Source organism: Cyanobium sp. ULC082 (assembly GCF_977927535.1).
The window spans coordinates 1,380,670-1,399,564 of record NZ_OZ376397.1 but is presented as its reverse complement, the minus strand read 5'-3'; the positions used below and the strand labels follow the sequence as shown (position 1 = coordinate 1,399,564).

Annotated in this window: 18 protein-coding genes and 2 pseudogenes; 15 read left to right on the top strand and 5 right to left on the bottom strand. The window is 52.3% G+C overall.

All coding sequences use genetic code 11. The annotated features are described in order from the left end of the window. Window positions 1-20 precede the first annotated feature (20 nt). From ACXMDY_RS07505 to ACXMDY_RS07455, 11 genes and pseudogenes are all read left to right on the top strand, one after another. The gene (locus tag ACXMDY_RS07505) at window positions 21-1,142 is read left to right on the top strand and encodes a glycosyltransferase (RefSeq protein WP_259702206.1); all 1,122 of its coding nucleotides are present in this window, start codon (window positions 21-23) and stop codon (window positions 1,140-1,142) included. An 87-nt stretch (window positions 1,143-1,229) separates the two neighbouring features. Continuing rightward, the gene (locus ACXMDY_RS07500; RefSeq protein WP_259702207.1) at window positions 1,230-2,915 is read left to right on the top strand and encodes an asparagine synthetase B family protein; all 1,686 of its coding nucleotides are present in this window, start codon (window positions 1,230-1,232) and stop codon (window positions 2,913-2,915) included. Continuing rightward, entirely contained in the window at window positions 2,912-3,943 is a 1,032-nt protein-coding gene (locus tag ACXMDY_RS07495; protein ID WP_457767526.1) for a glycosyltransferase family 2 protein, read from the top strand. Before ACXMDY_RS07500 ends, ACXMDY_RS07495 begins: the two co-directional genes overlap by 4 nt. A gap of 203 nt (window positions 3,944-4,146) precedes the next feature. Then, complete coding sequence (locus ACXMDY_RS07490; RefSeq protein WP_259702209.1) at window positions 4,147-4,839, top strand: class I SAM-dependent methyltransferase; 693 nt, start codon at window positions 4,147-4,149, stop codon at window positions 4,837-4,839. A gap of 700 nt (window positions 4,840-5,539) precedes the next feature. Beyond that, window positions 5,540-6,865, top strand: coding sequence for a glycosyltransferase (locus ACXMDY_RS07485; RefSeq protein WP_259702210.1), 1,326 nt, complete (start codon window positions 5,540-5,542; stop codon window positions 6,863-6,865). 313 nt (window positions 6,866-7,178) lie between these two features. Continuing rightward, entirely contained in the window at window positions 7,179-7,865 is a 687-nt protein-coding gene (locus tag ACXMDY_RS07480; protein WP_259702211.1) for a class I SAM-dependent methyltransferase, read from the top strand. A 662-nt stretch (window positions 7,866-8,527) separates the two neighbouring features. Then, the gene (locus tag ACXMDY_RS07475) at window positions 8,528-9,124 is read left to right on the top strand and encodes a class I SAM-dependent methyltransferase (protein ID WP_259702212.1); all 597 of its coding nucleotides are present in this window, start codon (window positions 8,528-8,530) and stop codon (window positions 9,122-9,124) included. Between the two features lie 73 nt (window positions 9,125-9,197). Then, window positions 9,198-10,043: a glycosyltransferase family 2 protein gene (locus ACXMDY_RS07470; RefSeq protein WP_259702213.1), complete on the top strand. Its 846-nt coding sequence runs from the start codon at window positions 9,198-9,200 to the stop codon at window positions 10,041-10,043. Window positions 10,044-10,419: 376 nt separating this feature from the next. Beyond that, window positions 10,420-10,872, top strand: a pseudogene (locus ACXMDY_RS07465) (FkbM family methyltransferase); the annotation flags it as partial. Between the two features lie 166 nt (window positions 10,873-11,038). Then, the gene (locus tag ACXMDY_RS07460; protein WP_259702214.1) at window positions 11,039-11,476 is read left to right on the top strand and encodes a hypothetical protein; all 438 of its coding nucleotides are present in this window, start codon (window positions 11,039-11,041) and stop codon (window positions 11,474-11,476) included. 95 nt (window positions 11,477-11,571) lie between these two features. Next, on the top strand, window positions 11,572-11,736 hold the full coding sequence (locus ACXMDY_RS07455; RefSeq protein WP_259702215.1) for a hypothetical protein: 165 nt from the start codon (window positions 11,572-11,574) through the stop codon (window positions 11,734-11,736). Between the two features lie 424 nt (window positions 11,737-12,160). Here the strand turns inward: ACXMDY_RS07455 and ACXMDY_RS07450 are convergent. The 4 genes and pseudogenes from ACXMDY_RS07450 to ACXMDY_RS07435 form a co-directional block, all read right to left on the bottom strand. Continuing rightward, a pseudogene (locus tag ACXMDY_RS07450) lies at window positions 12,161-12,334 on the bottom strand (transposase); the annotation flags it as partial. Between the two features lie 189 nt (window positions 12,335-12,523). Then, window positions 12,524-12,670 carry a transposase gene (locus ACXMDY_RS07445; protein ID WP_457767583.1) on the bottom strand — a complete coding sequence of 49 codons (147 nt, stop codon included), beginning with the start codon at window positions 12,668-12,670 and terminating at the stop codon, window positions 12,524-12,526. A gap of 49 nt (window positions 12,671-12,719) precedes the next feature. Continuing rightward, on the bottom strand, window positions 12,720-13,073 hold the full coding sequence (locus ACXMDY_RS07440; RefSeq protein WP_457767582.1) for a transposase: 354 nt from the start codon (window positions 13,071-13,073) through the stop codon (window positions 12,720-12,722). 35 nt (window positions 13,074-13,108) lie between these two features. Continuing rightward, window positions 13,109-13,270 carry a hypothetical protein gene (locus ACXMDY_RS07435; protein WP_259702216.1) on the bottom strand — a complete coding sequence of 54 codons (162 nt, stop codon included), beginning with the start codon at window positions 13,268-13,270 and terminating at the stop codon, window positions 13,109-13,111. A 622-nt stretch (window positions 13,271-13,892) separates the two neighbouring features. Between ACXMDY_RS07435 and ACXMDY_RS07430 the strand changes: the two genes are divergently transcribed. From ACXMDY_RS07430 to ACXMDY_RS07415, 4 genes are all read left to right on the top strand, one after another. Next, complete coding sequence (locus ACXMDY_RS07430; protein ID WP_259702217.1) at window positions 13,893-14,594, top strand: class I SAM-dependent methyltransferase; 702 nt, start codon at window positions 13,893-13,895, stop codon at window positions 14,592-14,594. Window positions 14,595-15,080: 486 nt separating this feature from the next. Then, entirely contained in the window at window positions 15,081-15,344 is a 264-nt protein-coding gene (locus ACXMDY_RS07425; RefSeq protein WP_259702218.1) for a transposase, read from the top strand. Window positions 15,345-15,657: 313 nt separating this feature from the next. Beyond that, entirely contained in the window at window positions 15,658-16,914 is a 1,257-nt protein-coding gene (locus ACXMDY_RS07420) for a WcaI family glycosyltransferase (RefSeq protein WP_259702219.1), read from the top strand. Window positions 16,915-16,941: 27 nt separating this feature from the next. Then, on the top strand, window positions 16,942-18,363 hold the full coding sequence (locus ACXMDY_RS07415) for an undecaprenyl-phosphate glucose phosphotransferase (protein WP_259702220.1): 1,422 nt from the start codon (window positions 16,942-16,944) through the stop codon (window positions 18,361-18,363). Window positions 18,364-18,378: 15 nt separating this feature from the next. Here ACXMDY_RS07415 and ACXMDY_RS07410 read toward each other — a convergent pair whose 3' ends face one another. Further along, window positions 18,379-18,840: a hypothetical protein gene (locus ACXMDY_RS07410; protein ID WP_259702221.1), complete on the bottom strand. Its 462-nt coding sequence runs from the start codon at window positions 18,838-18,840 to the stop codon at window positions 18,379-18,381. Window positions 18,841-18,895 lie beyond the last annotated feature (55 nt).

The following is an 18,895-nucleotide window of genomic DNA, read 5'->3' as shown; positions in this document are numbered from 1 at the left end:
CTCCCAGCGTTGGACCAAGCATGGCGGCTTTTGCTGACCTGGTTAAGCAAGGGCTAAGGAAGCGAGGTCATCATGTCACTGAGCTGACTCCTCCCATCTTGCTTGGAGGCTGGCTACCTCAGCGATGGCCCTGGCATTGGCTTGGCTATGTTGATCAGTTCCTGCTTTTCCCACCCATCCTCTGGTGGAGTTTACGCTCGCTACCTCGACAAAGCCTGATTGTGCTCACTGATCAGGCCCTTGGACCCTGGATGTGTGTGGTTCGCCATTATCCTCATGTCGTGCATGTGAATGACATGCTGGCTTTGGAAGGTTCCCTGGGCCTGCTGCCTGAACACCGTCCCGGTCGAACTGGGCGCCTCTATCAGCGATGGATTCGCCATGGCTTCCGCCAGGCACTCTGCTTTTTATCGATATCAGAGGCCACGCGGCTTGCATTGCAGCGACAGTTGTCAACATCACCACTTTTTTCTGACGTTGCCCTTCTTCCCCTGCCCTCCCGCTTCGGCCCTCTTCCGGCAGAATCTGTTGAAGCCGCACTAAGCCGTGAGCTTCCCCGGCTGCAAGGGCGTCGTTTCTTGTTCCATATTGGCCGGAACTGGTATAAGAATCGACAGGGTGTCTTGGCGATTTGGGAACGGCTGTCCAGTCGATGGGGGGATCTTGATCTTGTGCTCGTGGGGAGCCTCAGCCCAGCTCTCGTGCTGTGGCTCCAGCAACACCCAGCCTTGGCTGATCGACTGTTCGTTTTGGATCACGCCAGCGACGAGCTGATTGTTTCTCTTTACAATCGTGCGGCCGGATTGCTTTTTCCCTCTTACTACGAAGGCTTTGGCTGGCCTATTCTCGAAGCGATGGCCTGCGGCTGTCCGGTGTTCACCACAGATCGGGCACCTATGAGCGAGGTGGGTGGTACTGCAGCGTATTATCTACCTCCATGTCCTCCGGAACCCCAGCTATTCATTGATTGGGCAGATCAGGCTGCTTTGCTGGTGGCTTCAGGGCTTGATCTCGATGATGCCAAGGCTGAACATCGCCGCCAACTTGGAATGGCGTGGGCTCATTCTTTTGACTACGACCGCTGGCTCGATCAGCTCGACGCCCACTATCGCAGAGCCCTGGTTCTACAGGGGGCAGGTTGAATGGCTGGCCTCATGGGAGCCTTTCGCTACCACGTTGATGCATCACCCCGGATTTCATCTACAGAACCCACAAAGGCTCAGGCTTTTTTGAGCCGTCATGCCGAGCACACCGCGGGCGAATGGCATAGCCCCGATGGCCTTTGTTCATTGGCATCCCAACCCATTCACAGCCGCTGCGGCCGGTTCACGCTGCTGTTCACAGGTGCTATTGACAACCACCTGGATGTTCGGTATCGACTTCGGTTTTTAGATTGGTACGGAAACAGCGATGGTGAAACCCTGGTTGAAGGCCTGGCCCAGTTAGGCCCTGCCCTACTGATACATCTGCGCGGGATGTTCGCCTTCGCCGCCTACGACCACCACAAGCAGCAGCTACTTCTTGCCCGTGATCGCCTTGGTATCCAACCGCTCCATTTGGCCTGGGATGAGGTCGGCCTTCATTTCGCCTCCGAGCGACGTGCACTCCCCGGTGGCCATGATCTCTCCCCCCATGCGATCAGCCAGATGCTGGTTTGGGGCCACCTCAGTACTCCGGCGGTTCTCGTGCCACCAGCGACGGCGGGGGTACATAGCCTCCCGGCTGGTGTTGTGGTGAGGTTCAACCGAGATCGTCCCCACCGGCCTGTTCGCTATTGGCCTCCCCAACCCCGGCCTGACTGGGGCCCACTGCCGATTCGCTCTCCCACTCACGCTCGCTGTTTCCTGCGCGCCCAACTGGAGCGAGCCATTTCTGAACAGCTGCGCTGCGGGCCGATGGGCTGTTTCCTCTCCTCCAGCTTTGATTCCGCCATCCTGTTGGCTCTGGCCTGCCGCATCCACCCTGGGCGAACCACCAGCTTCAGCTTGAATCTTCCTGGCCAGCCAGAGGACGAACTCCGTGTAACTCGCCAGTTGGCTGATCACTGCGGTGCTGATCATCACGAATTCATCCTGGAGGCTGACCAGGCCATTGCATGGGTGGAGGCGGGCCTTGCAGCTCTTGATCAGCCTACGGCAGATGGCCTCCACACCTACCTATTGAGCCGTGCCATGGGTGAGCAAGGCATCACCGTTGCCCTCACGAGCCTTGGGGCCGATGAGCTTTTCGGTGGCTGCCCCTCTCACCGGCTCGTCCCATGGCTGCTGCGGATCGGCTGGTTGCCCACTCACTTCCGCCAGTCGCTGGTTCAGCGGTTCAGCCCCTCCCTGGCCACAAAGCTCAGCCACTTACCCCGTTGGGACAATTGGCATTTGAGCCTGGCGCTGCGGCGTATTCATGGTGATGCCCAGCTGGCCATTGCAGGCGCAGTGCCACTCGAGTGGCCGCAGCAACCACCTCAGCGGATCACCCAGCGCTTCGGCCAGATCAGCTGGGCAGAACTTTTTGCTTCAACCGAACCGATGCTGCTGCGCGACAGCAACATGCTCAGAATGGCATGCGGGATACAGCTTCGATTTCCCTTTCTTGATCACCAATTGGTGGAAACTGCATTGCGAATGCCAGAGCGTTATCAACGTCTGGGCAAAGGTTTGCTCCTGTCCGCTTGTATCGATCTGTTTCCTATTCGGACTATCCCTCTCTCTCGTCGAACCGCCATGTTACCGATGGCGGTATGGATGAGAGGGGCGCTTCGTCCACTCTGCCTGCAACGGCTTGAGCAGCTGTGTGCAAGTGGTTGGTTGGATACCACCTGGATCCGCGCCATCTGGAAAGGCTTTGAGGATAGATCAGTACACTGGAGCCAGGCATGGAGTCTTGTTCAACTTGGGGAACTTGCTCGTAGAAACACATGATTTCTCACACGAATCCTTCACAAGGCCAACCATTTTCAATATCGATGCCAACTTCAGCTGCGATTACAATCCTGACACCGGTCTGGAACAGCCTCCCCTACATCATGGAAACAGCCGAATCTATATTTTCTCAAAATGAACAGAATTGGCAATGGGTCATTTCAGATGATGGATCGATAGACGGATCCATAGACTATCTCAGGCAAATTCAAGATTTAGGTGATCAAAGAATAAACATTTTTTATCAGCCACAGAATCTTGGAATTTTTGGAAATCTTAATTTCTTGTCTCAAAGAGCTCAGGCACCCCTCGTCCAGATCCTCTGTGCTGACGATTACTTATCGACTCCAGATTCTCTTTCCTTGATTGTAGCCAGCTGGCGCACACTTGATCCATCGGTTGGAGTGATTAGATGGAATGGAGGAAAACTGCTGAATCAGAAACTACCACAACTCGTAGATTCTCATAACAGCCAACTTCTCTTTTTTCTGCATGGCAATCTCCTGGGAAATTTGTCATGTGCCTGCGTACGCAGAAAGTGCTTACTTCAGGCTGGTGAATTTAACCAAGCTTATCCCTACGCCGGTGATTTTGAGTATTGGGCTCGGTTTGTGCAAGTCAATCGCTTACTAATCTCTGATGCTAGTTATGTCTCAGTGCGAAGCCACCCAGGCCAAGCAAGCGTTCATTTAAATACAAATGGCGAGTTGTACACTCAGCTTTCCATCGTCACATCTCAGATTTATTCGAGAATTCAAGTACGTGGCATTATTGGGAAGCTTTTGTTAAGAATTGCTGGAACCTTAGTTTATGATAGCCAGTATAGGCTAATGGGTTTGCGTACGGCTCTAGGGGGACATCCGGTGAAACTGCATGCCTTGAGTTCTTCTAATGCCTCAAAACAGTATCTTCTTCCGCTGATTTTGCGCTATTGTGTATTCTTCCTTTCTCTTGGTGGTCGTTTAGGAAAGAATTCTTTTCTTTCACTGGCTTATCGAGTGAATAGACTAATTGGTAGTGGCCCATGAATTGTTAGTATTTTGTAAGATATTTTCCGAACAATTAATTTCCTGAACTTGGGAGTATTCAGACCCAGTAATTTCCGTGTCAATCAAGAACCGATATCCACATTCGCATAATCAGAGCCCATGCTTTCAGTCCTGTTTCTTGAAGCTCACCATCAGAAAGTGCTTCTCTCGGACAGCAGAATTAATTCCCTCGATTCGTCATCATGCCACCTCTCAATTCGGTTTCATTTTATAAGAATGATGGTAATTCGTCAATTTTGCCATATCTCACTGAGAATGATCGCCAAATTTTAGACATCGGTTGTGGATCAGGCAGCAATGGAAGATTGATAAACTCTATCTATCCATCAAGTCGTATTACAGGAGTAACCTGTTCACAAGCAGAATACGAAGAGGCATCTAAAGTTTTGGATTGTTGTATTCATACAGATTTAGAAAGAAATGATTTGTCTTTTGCCCATAAATTTGATGCTTTGCTTTTATGTCATGTTCTAGAACATTTAGTTGACCCAGTCTCAGTCATAAATAAACTGCTGCCCTTCTTAAAGCCAAATGGAAAAGTAATTATCTTATTGCCAAACATCGCAAGCTGGAGGTCGCGATGGCGACTTGCCAGAGGAATTTTTGAGTACACTAAAAGTGGGATCATGGACGAAACTCATTTGCACTTTTATACATATTACACTGTTTGCAGGCACTTTCTTGATCCACTTCCCCAGTTAGATAAACTTAGTTTGAGTGTGAATGGCTCTATTCCACTTGGTTTTCTTCGACATCATTTACTAAATCAGTCAACGAGAAACTTTTTGGATAATCTAGGATGTTCTATGTTTCCGAATTTGTTTGGTGGTGAGATCATTCTTTACTGCTCAGTAAATGATCAACAGGATTTGTGATTCGTCCATAATTAACATGATGCTTAATAATTGTATTCTGCAATGCTGTTGTCCATCAATGTAGCTCAAATATTTCAACAATTACTCTTATGACTCTGGTTATCAAACCAAATTTGAAGTGACCTTTTTTATTGAATCTTAATTCTTCTCATTGCTTTACCCAGCTTCACGCAAATTTGCAAATACTATCCTGTCTAAGGTTGGGGGCGGACGGGGGTTGGTGGTTGAGGGGCTGATTTGATGTTGATTTATCGACTCTTCATTTATTGACAACTTCAGTCTACGCAATGGAAGATCTTGAATTTACGTACTTATCTGACAATATTGTCTGTACTTTGCCAAACTTGATTGGATTGCAATTTCCCAGTTTGCCACTTCAAAAGTTTTTCAGAAAGTGACTTGGTAAGCTGGATTGATCATTGAGCCCTTTGAAGTGTTGAAGACGTAGTTTTTCTCTCAAGCTCCATGGCCGTGGCTTTCATATAGAGCGTAATAACCTGCTGTCCTTTCCGTAATAGTGACATTACCCGACAGGAATTTGAATAATGCGAATCAACATCTATGGCAATAGCCTTTTTGCATAGTCAGAAGATTGGTTGATTTAATTCTCAAGTCGATTATGAAGGCTTGACGATGCCCCTTTTGGACTGCTTACGATGGTTTTGAGTTGGAAAGCGGGTATCCTTATGTGTAGCCTGTCATGCAAGCCATTTCCAGTGTCGGCTACTCTTTTGTAGAGGCCTTGCGCCAAGTACATATTGTTCAGTTCGACCATGCTATCGACAGTCAAGTTCAAGCCAACTACAACACCGTCCCCTTCGGTTCTGCGCAGTTTTCGCAGGCTTATTCTGTCGCAACTCGTCACTCAGATTTGAACATTCTTCGCTTCATCCGCACTCTCAACCCCCGAGACGGCGGTCCGATGGAGGGAATCCGTCAGATCACCCCTCACCTGATGGCCCTTGGGGTGACAACGACTGTGGCCTGTCTTGATCCACCAGATGCCCCGTGGCTTGCAGACTTTCCCGCCAAGGTCGTCGCCTTAGGGCCGGTGGCTGGTGGCTACGGCTACCGGCGAGGTTTGACAGCATCGATACGGAAGTTGGCTGCGCAGCACGATGCCGTGATAGTGCATGGCTTATGGCAATACCACGCCTTTGCTGTTTGGCGGGCTCTACATGGCAGTGCGATTCCCTACTTTGTCTATCCCCATGGGATGCTGGATCCCTGGTTCAAGCGCACTTATCCGCTCAAGCATCTTAAGAAGTGGGCCTACTGGCCCTGGGCTGACTATCGGGTGCTGAGAGATGCCAAGGCCGTAATGTTCACCACCGAGCAGGAGAGGTTGTTGGCACGCCAGTCTTTCTGGCTATATCAAGCTCGTGAGCAGGTGGTGGGTTATGGCACCTCAGCACCGCCTGGCGACACTTATCAACAACGGGAGTTGTTTTTACGCAAGTTCCCCCAACTTCGCAGTCAAAGGCTGCTGCTCTTTCTTAGCCGAGTTCATCCCAAGAAGGGTATAGACTTGTTGATCGAGGCTTTTGCGGCGGTGGCTTCCAGTGATCCCCGCCTGCATCTGGTGATTGCCGGTCCCGATCAGGTGGGCTGGCAAGCAAAGTTGCAACAGCGGGCTACCATCCTTGGTATTGCCGATCGCATTACCTGGCCCGGCATGCTTAGCGGTGATCTCAAGTGGGGCGCATTCAGATCAGCAGAACTCTTCTGCCTGCCCTCCCATCAAGAGAATTTCGGTATTGTGGTTGCCGAAGCTTTAGCCTGTGGCCTTCCGGTGGCGATATCTGAACCGGTGAGCATCTCTGCCGAGGTTATGGCGGCCGGAGCAGGTCTTGTATTCTCAGACACGATTCAAGGTGTTACTGAAGCGTTGCACGAGTGGAATAGCAAAACACTTCAAGAGAAATCTTCTATTGCTTTGAATGCAAAAGCTCTTTTCCAAGAGCGTTTTGATTTGGCTACACTTGCTGGAAACCTGCTTCTCAATCTGAGAAGCTCTATCCTTTGAATCTTCAATTAGGTCATCGTTCTATGTTCCTTTCATGGTTAGTTCTTTCAGGCTTTGAATTATCTCAATCTTAAGTATGTCAACAACTATTGCGTCTGAAATCAGGAACGTTTGTCCAATTTGTAGCTCATTGAGCCATTCTCCTGTCATAGTTGTTTCCAGTGTAGTTATTCTACAGTGCCATAATTGTCATTTTATATTTCCTGAGGAGATTCCCTCAGCTGATCAACTCCGATTCACATACGACCATGGTTATTCTGATAAGAGAATTATACAGGGTCAGAGAGTCAATGCCTTTACCAATGCAAGGATTTTGAAAAAGTTAATTGGGGATTTAGGAGGAAAAAAAATTCTTGATGTGGGCTCTGGATATGGCTTTCTTCCCTCCTTGTTGTCTTCAGAACACAACATCAAATGTGACGGACTTGAAATTTCATCAGCCCAGAGAGATCATTCAAGCAATGTTCTTAATATCAATACATTTAGTGATCTAGGCAATGTATCATATTCATATGATATTATTTGCGCGTTTGAAGTTATCGAGCATATCTCCTCACCATTGCATTTTATTGAGGATCTGACAAGGCTCCTGGTACCAGGTGGACATCTTGTTCTAGCAACTGACAACTTCCAATCAAAAACTGTTCTCGAAATGGGTTCATCTTTCCCGAAGTGGATACCTGATGAGCACATCAGCTGTTTTTCACCTTCATCACTTAACTTCTTACTTGGCCATATGTCTTGCTTATTCAATACAAAAATATATACTTATGAGCCATGGGAAATGCTTGCATTTCGATTAGCGCATAGGATCAAGTGTTTGTTTGGCATGATTACTACGCCTCTGTTGTCCTCACATTCACTCCAAGCTTCTCCTCAGTCTAATACCTATCGTTTTTATCAACTCCGCAAGCTACTAAATCCCATATGGTCACCGCGAGCACTTTCAGGCAGTGGGTTGGGTGAGATGATCGTTGCTCACTCCCGTAAAATGTACTAGCGATCATTTGACTTACTCTTTTTCCGCGTTTTCCCGCTCTAATAAAGTTAAGCGAGTTGTTTGGAGCTTTGTTTATCTTCTATTCTTTCGGTATACACCAGATTTCATGCACAGTTGGCGAATCGCATTATTGAGATTGTTTGGTGCTAATATTGGCAATCATTGCAAAATCTTCCCTAGCACAAAAATATGGCTTCCAGAAAATCTTTCCCTGGAAGACAACTGTACGATTAGTCATGGTGTCAATGTTTACAATATGGCGTTAATCACATTTATGCGCGGCTCCATTGTTTCCCAGTATGTCACACTTTGCACTGGCAGCCATGATTATAGCAAAATGGAACTACCCTTGATTGTTTCTCCAATTGTTCTTAATGCCTTTGTATGGGTATGTTCAGAATCTTTTCTTTTGCCAGGCATTACTATAGGTGAAGGATCTGTCGTGGGATGCAGGTCCGTTGTAACAAAGTCTCTGCCTCCTTGGATGGTTTGCGGCGGAAATCCCTGTCGTCCGATAAAACCACGATGCCTGCAATAAAATCCAAGCCATTCATGCTAATTTTCAATCTTGCTTGTTTATCAGCGATAATTTGGTCACTTACATTTCCTATTTACTTTTGATCTGTTATTGTTAGTTCAGTTCTACATTTTGCATTTTTCTCATGGCATCTCCTGAAATTGTTCAAAACTATGGATGGACACATCAAAGCACTGGAACTACCAGCATTTTAGGACTTCAGATTTTGAATCAGTTGAGAGCTTTGGCGCCAGCTAAAGTCCTTGATCTCGGTTCAGGTAATGGTGAGTTATGTGGATATCTTCATATGAATGGGTTCGACATCGTTGGTTGTGAGTTTGACAGCCAGGGTATTGAAGTATCACGGGCCGCTTTCCCTGACATTCCATTTTATCAGCATGGGGTTCAGGACGATCCTGCCTTAATCGTTTCTAGTTGTGGACTTTTTAATGCTGTAGTTTCTACCGAGGTTATAGAACATCTTTACTCTCCTCAGCAATTGCTTCATTTCTCCCGCGAGGTTTTGGTTGACCATGGTTATCTATTAATCACAACACCATATCATGGATACCTCAAGAATCTTGCGCTATCTATTTCTGATAAGTGGGATAAGCACCATACTTCCTTGAGGGACGGAGGTCATATCAAGTTTTTTAGTAAGCGCACCCTTGCCAAGTTGCTTCTTGATTCCGGTTTCGATATCGTTGATTTTCACGGAATTGGCCGTTTTAACTATCTTTGAAGTCCATGTTCTATGTCGCTCAAAAACGTTAGGGCTAAGCATCGTATTTTTTTATAATTTGCACATCTGAATTGTGATTTCAATTCTTATTCTCACAAAAAATGAAGAGAATGATCTTCCCGGTTGTCTTTCATCTGTAGCCTGGAGTGATGATGTTGTTGTTTACGACTCTCTCAGTACTGATGCAACCCAGTCTATAGCATTGGCCGCTGGTGCAAGGTTAATTGAAAGACCTTTTGATAATTGGTCATCTCATCAGAACTGGGGGTTGCGAAATATTGCCTTTAAGCACCCCTGGGTCTTTTATATTGATGCCGATGAGCGTCTTCCTTTCGCGGCCGCAGATGAGTTTGGCTTTATAGCTTCCATTCCTCTTCATCCCGATCTGATGAATCCTGTCGCTTATCGAATCTGTCGACGTGACTTTTTCCATGGCAGGCATCTTAAACATGTACAGTCTTCTCCTTGGTATATCCGCCTTTTTCGTCCAGAGTATGTTCACTATGAGCGGTTGGTCAATCCCCTCACTGTTGTGGACGGCCTTATTGGTGACCTGCAGCATCCTCTTGACCACTACCCCTTCTCCAAGGGCCTGAGCCACTGGATCGCCCGTCATAATTCCTACAGTACTTTCGAAGCCCAGCAGATCCTCCTGAACCGCCAGAACCAGGAGCCCTTTAGTTTGTCTGCCGCCTTCTTTGAGGGCGACTTTAACCGCCGCCGCTTTCATCAGAAGGAGCTGTTTTACCGCCTACCGGCCCGCCCGCTGATCAAGTTCCTACTGCTCTACGTAATCAAGTGTGGCTTTCTCGATGGCACCCCTGGCTTCACCTATGCTCTTCTGCAGAGTTTTTACGAAGCCATGATAGTACTTAAGGTTCAAGAACTCGAGCTGACCACCAGTCCGCCGAATCCCTAACCCCTTATTGCCAATGTCCGTCCTTTCTCGCCAATTACTGGCACCCCTCTTGCTTTTCCGCTACTGACAACGCCATCCTCTCGCAAGCCGGGATCTTCCCGGTACCTTTGCGCGCTTTCTGCGCTGGCAGCTTGGCATCCGCCTGCTTGGGATGCCCGCTGTTTTCCCATAGATTGGCGGTACCTCTCCCTTGATTGAGCGGGGAATGACGGGCGCCACCATGAACGTGTACTGCGGGTTGCACGAAGCCGCAGACATGGCGTTTGTGTTGCACGTGCTTCGTCCTGGTGATGGCTTTCTCGACATTGGTGCCAATGTAGGTACCTACTCAATACTTGCTAGTGGTGTTCTTTAAGCTCATTCCACTGCCCTTGAGTCGATTCCGGAAACATTTGCCCGCCTCCAGCGCAATGTACGGCTCAATGACCTGAATTCTCTTGTGACCAGTTACTGCCTTGCGCTTGGCGCAGAAGATGGAACCTTGCGCTTCACCTCCGGCAGCGACACCACCAACCGTGCTATGTCGTTGCTTTCAACGTTCAGCGATGAACCCACCGTGGAGGTTCTGATCATCAGCGTTGATCAATTGTTGCGCGATAAGCCAATCCGCCTTATGTGGAAAGTGGATGTGGAAGGCTATGAGCCTTATGTGCTGCGCGGCGCCACCACGGCCTTGCGCAACCCTCTGCTGAAGGCCGTGCTGCTAGAAGCCGACACCTCTTCAGCAGCGCACGATGGAACAGGCCGGCTTCTCCCGCTATCAGTACGACCCCTTCAGTCGCCAATTGGCCCCAGTGGCAGCCACGCCCCAACGCAGCACTGCCCATAACCAGCTCTGGATCAGCGATCTGGTCTTTGTGCAGGAGCGCTACAACAACGCACCCAGGGTGAAGGTGGGTCGCCTTACTCTATGACCGTCTGGTGCGGCTGCCCCCAGCCACACGCGACTGCGCTCCCATCCCAGAAGTTCCTGCGTGACTGGCGATCGATCAGTGATGACCATCAAATGGATCGCTTGTCCACCTGCACCGCTGGCCTGGATTGAATTCCGCGAGCTGCCGCTGCAGCTGATTGATACTACCGCCTTTCTGATGCCACTTCTGGCGCTCGTCGCAGCCCTGCTCGTTTGGTGTCACCGACTTTCCAGACTCCACATGCTGGAGTTCGTGCTGTTGCTGCCTCCGGCATTACGCAAAATTTATTGCCCTGCCTCAACCGCTCTGCCCGCGGTCTCGCTACAACAGCAGTTCACCGCTTCTGGTGCAGCCCCTCTCTGCTGCTCCGGTGGTGGTGTTCTTCGGACGTGGCCCCGATATCGGCGCTTTTACCAAGGCCACTGCAATGAGTGCTCCTCTAGTAGTGTGTATGCCCATGTCTACATTTCCGGTGACGAGCTGACCACAACTGAGCAGCTGTTCTCGCTGGGCTTTTAATTTCCAACATTTTACCTGATTCCTGCGTCCTTACCGCCTCGGAGAACACAAGCCTCACCAGCCGCTGGTTGCGTCACCATCATCTCGGCATCCCTGTGCTGTTGATCACCGATTCTTCGTTGTTCTCCCGTTCCGGCCTTGCCTTTCAGCAACATGGCTTGCAGGTTGTCCTGATCGCTGCCGACCCGGCCTTGCTGCCATCTCAGCAGAACTTCCTGGTCCTACGCGAAGCAGCAATCACTTTGCCTTACCAGCTCTAGGTGCGGATGTTACTCATCTGGTTGCTTTTCTTTTCTTATGAAATCCGCACTTCACCCTTTGGCTGCTCGCTTCCCTTCGCGTGGTGTATGCCCCGAGCCCCGATTGTCCTGATCTGAGGGTGAACAGGGGTGAATGACGGGCTGTCACTTGATAGCTGCCTTGGCAGCTCGTTGTTTCACGATGATTCCAGACGATTGAATGGTCAAGTGCCTTCGTCTGCATTGCTGATCGGTTTTGGGCTACGCCTGTAATTTTGGATGTGCCGGCTTGTGCGCCGGCCCCCGGGCGATGAACGCCGCCGCTGAGCTCTGTGCGCCCGCTACTGCGCGGTCACCTTGGTGCCTGAGCTAAGGCCGTTGCTTTCTGCAGCGAGGCCCACGCAGGCAGGCTCTCCTGGGTCGGAATGGCAGCCATGCTCTTGTCTTAGAACATACGCCTGCCCTCCAACTGCCAGTGCTCGTCCTGCTCCAGAAGCACCGCACCCACCTGGCGTGAGATCGAGGCGTCGTTGGGGAAGATGTCGACGACCCTGGTGCGCCGCTTGTTTTCTTCGTTGAGCCGCTCCAACGGGATCCTGCTCCAGCCCTTTTCCAATGTTGCTTCAGGAAGTGTCGGTAGGCCAGCACGTCTTCCGTGGCCTTGTCCATAAGCTCAGCGGCCTTGGGGATGCGCTCGCCCAGGGAGTCAGCCGCCCAGGTCTTCCCAGCGGGCCACGATGCCCCACTCCTGTGCAAACACAGAGCGCAGCTCGACGGTCACCATGTCTTGGTTGGCTTTTGGTACCCGCTACAGCTGGTTCCGAGCAAAATAGAATGGGCACTTCTGCCAGCAGCTGGCCTGGAGCTGCCGTCGGATCGCCTTGGTCAGGCCCACATGGGCGTCACTGATCGCCAGCTTGACGTCAGTGAGGCCGCGCTCAACTTCTCCGCAGATGACTACGGCGTTGAGAGAGGAGATGAATGCGCTCTAGAAGCCCTCGCTCTCACCCACTTCCAGGCCGAGCAGCTCGCTGCGGACATCGGCGTTGACTGCCATGGCCACGACTGTGGCTCTGGAGCTTACCTGCAGCCCCCCCCCAGCCGGTCGTGGAGGTAGGTGGCATCGAGACAGACGTAGGCGTGGCGTAGCCGCTCTCATACAGCGGCTGGTTCAGAAGTGCCTGCACCTGCTGGTCGATCTCCTTGGATATTTGTCTCACCTGGAATTTCGAGTAGCCGCTCTGCACGCCCAGGTCCGTCACCAGGGTGTCCACTTTGCGTGTGGAGATGCAGCCGATGTAGGCCTCCATCACCACGCCATGAAGGACCTGATCGACGCAGCGGCAGGGCTCGAGGATTGAGGGAAGGAAGCCCCCGGTGTGCAGGTTGTTGATCAGCAGGTCGATGCGCCTTCCTGGGTGGCCAGGGTGAGCGGCCAGTAGTCGTTGCGGTAGCCGAGCCGGTCTTCGCTGCGCTCATGGCGCTCCAGCTCACCGGCGCTGCTGCTATCCAGTAGCGGCGCCAGCTCAGTTGCGGCACGAGTTGAAGTGGGCATGGTTCGTCTGGTTGAGATAGTGCTCAAACCGTGGTCACGGGCCTGCCCACCCCTTGCAACGCTGGCCGCTGAGCGGAACGCCTCAGGTGCGCGATCAACCCTGACTCCGCCGGAGTTGAGATCCTCAAAGACTTACACCAGCACAGGGGAGGCAGGCGCAGCATCTGTAGAGGTTCATAACGTAGATGTCTAACTCTTGAGCAACCTTCTACATATTTTTGCGGTGAGGTGGGGTCATCCGCCGGTGGATATCAGCCCACTGCTTCGCAGAAACTTTCGGCTAGACAGCCTCGCTTCAAGGATATATTGATCGATTCCATCAGGCCCTCGGTGGTGGAAGTAATTGTGATGGAGACGCGTCAATTGTACTGGCAGAGGGGCGCTGAAAGTGGGCAGCAGCATGTGCTAAAATATTTTCAAACGAGTCGAGCCGTTGATGTTCTTGATTTTCCAAAGCTTGGCCTCTTCATCCTCCTCGGGCCAAGCAGATAGATTGGAATGGATTCTGTCCAGCGCTTAATTTGCGCCAGACTCGGCTTCGTGACCCTTGATATTCAAGGCACCACCTCATCGCTTCGAGCCTTTTAAGCATTGATCATTTATTTGAGTTGCCATCTCATTCATGAAAAAGCTAATTGGTGATTTTTCAACTAGAGATGGAACCATTGACTTCTATCTGCGAGTTAGATCGATACTGCCTCTGAGTCCAACTGTGCTAGACCTCGGAGCAGGTCGCGGATCTTGGGCTAACGAGAAAACAATTGGCAGCAAGCTCCATGATCTTAGAAATGAGGGAGCTTATGTTATCGGCGTTGACATTGATCAAGCTGTTCTTGAGAACCATGCGGTTGATCAGTCATTTGTAATGCAGGGTGACACTATCCCACTCGATAGTGAATCAGTAGATGTAATTATAGCAAGTTGGGTGTTGGAACATGTTGAGAATCCAGTGACTTTCTCCTCAGAAGTGAACCGTGTTCTAAAGCCTGGGGGGTGGTTCTGTGCGGTTACTCCACACAGGTTGAATTACCGATCACTTGCTGCTGGTGTATTGCCTTTCAAGCTACACATTTCTACGCTCCGATTCCTTCAGCCAAGGCGTGCCCCAGAGGATGCTTTCCCAACCTTCTACCGAATGAACTCGATTAACCAGATTCAAAAGTCATTTCCACAATATCTAAATCGATCTTTTATTTATCCCTCGGAGCCAGGCTATACTTTTGGAAGCGACATGATGTACAAACTAATGCTCGTAGCGCATACATTTATGCCAGTTCAACTCTATGGTTCTATTTTTGCATTTTTCCAAAAACCACAAACTTGATAAGAGTTGTTTGTATTGTTTTCCATTTTTCTATTGAAAGCTTATTCGTCGACGTTACGAATTTTTGGCTAGGATCTTTGGTGGCTTATTTCAGTTGACAAAGAGTCCAGAACTTTTTTTATCTGCTGTATCTTTGCTATTGTTTGAAGTATTTTTGGGTGAATCTTGACTTGCATGTAAGGAGCATCTGGCAAACTCCGCCAAACTCAGTTCACAACTATGATTGATAATGTAACGGATGGTCGCCCTCTCCACCTAGGATTCACGGACTACGTGTAGACATTCGCGATAAAGAAGACGTTCCTTCAGCACTTCTTGAATGAGATTGAGGCCACGGTTCCCTGGAAAGCATTTCTGACCTTGATCCAGCCCGTGTATCATATACCTTCAAGCAATGGAGATCGGCATCGATTCCTCTGGATGTGATGCTGCGAATCCACCTGTCAGCAGCAGTTGTTCACCCTTTCAGATCCCTTGATGGAGTAGATGCTGATCGATACGCCCTACTTCAGCCGCTTCGCAGGGATCGAGACAATGGATGGCCGGATCCCTGATGAGAGCACGATCCACAACGTTCGCCATCTGCTGGAAGAGCAGATCCTCGCGTGTGTGAACCAGATGCTGAGTGCTAGGAGCGTGATGCTGAGGGAAGCCACGATCCTTGATGTCACGAACATCAATAGCCCCAGCTCCACCAAAAACAGGCGCAAGCGGAGAGATCCTGAAATGCATTCGGTTGCAAGGTGCTAGCAGTCGTTCTTTGGATTACGCTGCCACTTCAGCATCGAGAAGCGAACCGACTTGCAGGCTGTAAAGCTGAGTTCAGGCTTGACATGAAGTCCGGCCTGGACGATCCCGCCGTCGCCTCGTCTGGCCCTGGCTTGCCTCGTGTGTCCTTACTTGGTCCTGTTTCGCAGACCACATTTGGTGTGGTTGGGCGTTATCTGAATGCACCCTGCCGCTGGGCACGTCCTCTCCCCTGCCTTACCTCCACGTTGGCGCGCGTGGAGGAGCCGGCGGGCACGTCACTTCCGTTGCTCCACCTGTCCTGAAGTCTTGCCCGATGCGTCTGCTGATCCTCGGCCTCAACTACGCCCCTGAGCCCGTTGGCATCGGCCGCTACACCGGCGAACTGGCCAGCTGGCTTTCGGCCCGTGGGCATCAGGTGTTGGTGATCACTGCCCCTCCCTACTACCCCCAGTGGCAGCTCCAGCCCCCGTTTCGCAATCGCTACTCTGTGGACCGCCACGGGCCCGCCAGCCAAGGCAGCCTGGTTGTTCGCCGTTGTCCGCTCTGGGTGCCCCGCCAGCCCACCACCTTAAAAAGGCTGGTTCATCTGGCCTCCTTCGCTTGCTCATCCGCCTTTCCGTTGTTGGCCCAGCTTCACCAGCCGCCAGATCGGCTGCTGGTGATCGCCCCGGCCTTTTTCTGTGCGGCCCCAGCGCTGTTGTTCACCGCCCTGGCCCGGTTGCGTGGGCGAAGGGTGCCTGCTGTGCTGCACATCCAGGATTTCGAACTGGATGCCGCTTTCGAGCTCGGCTTCCTGGCCGGTGGACCGCTGCGTGCCTGGGCCGAGGCGATCGAGCGGTTTGTTCTGCAGGGATTCTCGGCTGTGTCAACGATTTCACCGGCGATGTGCGCCCGCCTTGCACTCAAAGGTGTCGCTTCCCGCCGGATCTGGCTGTTCCCCAACTGGGTGGATTGCGAAGCGATCGAGCCGCTGGCTCCACCCGGCCAGCTGGCCTGGCGCCGGGAGCTGGACATTCCCGCTGATGCCGTGGTGGCTCTCTACTCCGGCAGCATGAACCGCAAGCAAGGCCTTGAGGTGCTGGCTGAAACTGCCTTCCAACTGGCTGATCACCCAACCCTTCACTGGATTTTCTGCGGTGAAGGCCCCACCCGTGCCGCCTTCGAAGCCGCCTGTGGTTCCCTTCCCCGTGTGCTTTTTCTGCCGCTCCAGCCCTCAGAGCGCTTCAATGCTCTCCTGCAGCTGGCAGACATCCACCTGCTTCCCCAGCAGGCCGGAGCGGCCGATGTGGTGATGCCCTCCAAGTTGCTGGCCATGCTCGCCAGTGGCCGGCCGGTACTGGCCACAGCCGAACCGCAGACCGGTCTGGCTGCCGCCATCACCGGAGCCACGTCCTGTGGAATGGTGACGCCCCCTGGAGATGCCAATGCGCTGGCCGTGGCCGCCCGGGAGCTGGCAGACAACCCTACCCTTCGCTCTTCCCTGGGAACCGCAGCCCGACAGCTGGCCCTGCGCGACTGGGATCGGGATGCGGTGTTGAGCAAATTCGAAGATTACCTGAAAAATCTCTGATAACTTCCATGCTGAGCTGAGGTTTTGATGAAATCCACCGGGCTGCTCCGCCTTTACAGCAAGGATCTCAACCGCATTCAGCGATGGCTGGATCCTCTGGTGATCGGCGAGTCATTCCTGCTGCTGTCCTGGTGGAACAGTCAGTTCGAGATCCGCCAAGGAGGATTGGATCACCAGGCTGGAATCCTCATTCTGGTTGTTTCGTTCATCGTTCTCAGCCAGGGAAACATTTATCAGAGCTACCGGCAGCAGAGCCTGTTGCTGTTGCTCCGTCGTCTGCTGCTGAGCTGGGTGGCGATGATCACCATCCTGTTGCTGATCGCTTTTCTCACCAAAACCAGCGAGAACTTCTCTCGCCTCACGGTCAGCGTCTGGTCGCTGTTCAGCCTTGGCTGGTTGCTTTTCTGTCATCTGTGGGGTCGCCACCTGTTGCGCAAACACCGTGCCAAAGGTGGTAACAGCCGCAACGTGATCTACTGGGGGCCTGCGGCCACAGCCTGCAGCTTCCATGCCCAGTTGCTTGCCCAGCCCCACTTGGGTCTCAGGTTGGTGGCCTGGTTTGAGTCTCCCTCGGCGGAACCCACCATTCTCCCGAAAAGCATGCCTGCTTCGATGGGAGGGCTTTCGGAGCTGCGCCGCTGGCTGGAATTCAACACGGCTGATCAGATCTACTTCAGCTATTTTCCCGATCGACGCTCCAGTCACCTTTCGATGGCTGAGGTGATCCGCTTCTTCGGAGATACCTGCCTGCCGGTTTATTACGTGCCCCACTGGGCCCAGGAGGGCATGCGCTTCAACGTCGAGCGGCTGGGCAGCCAGCTGGTGTTCGGCCTCTGGGTGCCTCCTGAGGCCAACCTCGATCGCCAGGCCAAGCGGGTGATCGATCTGGTGGGCTCGCTGGTGTTGTTGGTGGCTCTCTCCCCTCTGCTGATCCTGATCGCAGTCCTGATTCCGCTCACCAGCCCGGGGCCGATTCTGTTTTCTCAGGAGCGGTATGGCTTCAAGGGAAAACGGTTTCGCATTCTCAAATTCCGCACCATGACGGTTATGGAGGCTGGCGATCAGGCCGGGCTGGTTCAAGCCACTCGCCACGACCCGCGCATCACCCCCCTCGGGGCCTATCTGCGCCGTTGGTCTCTTGATGAACTGCCCCAGCTGATCAATGTTCTCAAAGGTGAAATGAGCCTGGTGGGTCCAAGGCCCCATGCCGTTGATCACAACGAGCTTTACCGCACTCAGATCACCGCCTTCATGCAGCGGCACCAGTTCAAGCCGGGCATGACCGGGCTGGCCCAGGTGGAGGGTTGGCGCGGCGAAACGTCCACGCTTCAATCGATGGCCAGCCGGATCGAGGCCGACCTCCGCTACCAGCGGGACTGGTCGTTGCGCCTGGACGTGAAGATTCTGCTTCGAACTGTGTTCGGCTTGTCGTCCCCCAACGCTTATTAGCCGAACCAGCCTTTTTCAGCCAAACCAGGCTTTGCCATCGCTGCGTTTGCGGCTGTGACGGCGAGCCTGGCTGGCGGTGAACTGGCTCACGCTCGGGTTGCCGCCGATCGGATCCACATGGGCCACCTGCTGCCAGAGGTCGCGGGGCGCCCAGCGGACCGTGTGCTGCACCGAATCCAGCCGCACCACGTGGCACCAGTGGCATGCCCCACATTCCGCGCAGAACAGTTCCTCGATCCACTCGTTGCTCAGTACCAGCACCGGAAAGGCATTGATCACCAGCCGGGCCTTGCCATCCGGCATGCCCCGCTGCTTGAGCTGCTCGGGGGTGAGCAGGTGCAGGAAGTACTTCTTGCCGTTCCCCACCAGCTTCTGCTCGGGGTGGGCCGGGCAGAGCAGTTCCCGGCGGCGGCTGCGCTGACGTGGCTTCCGCTCGCTGGCGATGTTCTGCCCGGTTTCGCCCTTGCCTGCCTGCATGCTGCGCCGTGTCCTGAGCTTCAGTAATCCTTGCGCAGGTTCTGGCTTTTGCGGC

Excerpts from the sequence above, each read along its gene's own strand:
- ACXMDY_RS07505 (WP_259702206.1), top strand. The coding sequence starts at position 21 with ATGGCGGCTTTTGCTGACCTGGTTAAGCAAGGGCTAAGGAAGCGAGGT.
- ACXMDY_RS07410 (WP_259702221.1), bottom strand. The coding sequence starts at position 18,840 with ATGCAGGCAGGCAAGGGCGAAACCGGGCAGAACATCGCCAGCGAGCGG.
- ACXMDY_RS07495 (WP_457767526.1), top strand. The coding sequence starts at position 2,912 with ATGATTTCTCACACGAATCCTTCACAAGGCCAACCATTTTCAATATCG.
- ACXMDY_RS07435 (WP_259702216.1), bottom strand. The coding sequence starts at position 13,270 with ATGCCCACTTCAACTCGTGCCGCAACTGAGCTGGCGCCGCTACTGGAT.
- ACXMDY_RS07490 (WP_259702209.1), top strand. The coding sequence starts at position 4,147 with ATGCCACCTCTCAATTCGGTTTCATTTTATAAGAATGATGGTAATTCG.
- ACXMDY_RS07415 (WP_259702220.1), top strand. The coding sequence starts at position 16,942 with ATGAAATCCACCGGGCTGCTCCGCCTTTACAGCAAGGATCTCAACCGC.
- ACXMDY_RS07430 (WP_259702217.1), top strand. The coding sequence starts at position 13,893 with ATGAAAAAGCTAATTGGTGATTTTTCAACTAGAGATGGAACCATTGAC.
- ACXMDY_RS07420 (WP_259702219.1), top strand. The coding sequence starts at position 15,658 with ATGCGTCTGCTGATCCTCGGCCTCAACTACGCCCCTGAGCCCGTTGGC.
- ACXMDY_RS07425 (WP_259702218.1), top strand. The coding sequence starts at position 15,081 with ATGCTGATCGATACGCCCTACTTCAGCCGCTTCGCAGGGATCGAGACA.
- ACXMDY_RS07485 (WP_259702210.1), top strand. The coding sequence starts at position 5,540 with ATGCAAGCCATTTCCAGTGTCGGCTACTCTTTTGTAGAGGCCTTGCGC.
- ACXMDY_RS07475 (WP_259702212.1), top strand. The coding sequence starts at position 8,528 with ATGGCATCTCCTGAAATTGTTCAAAACTATGGATGGACACATCAAAGC.
- ACXMDY_RS07460 (WP_259702214.1), top strand. The coding sequence starts at position 11,039 with ATGACCATCAAATGGATCGCTTGTCCACCTGCACCGCTGGCCTGGATT.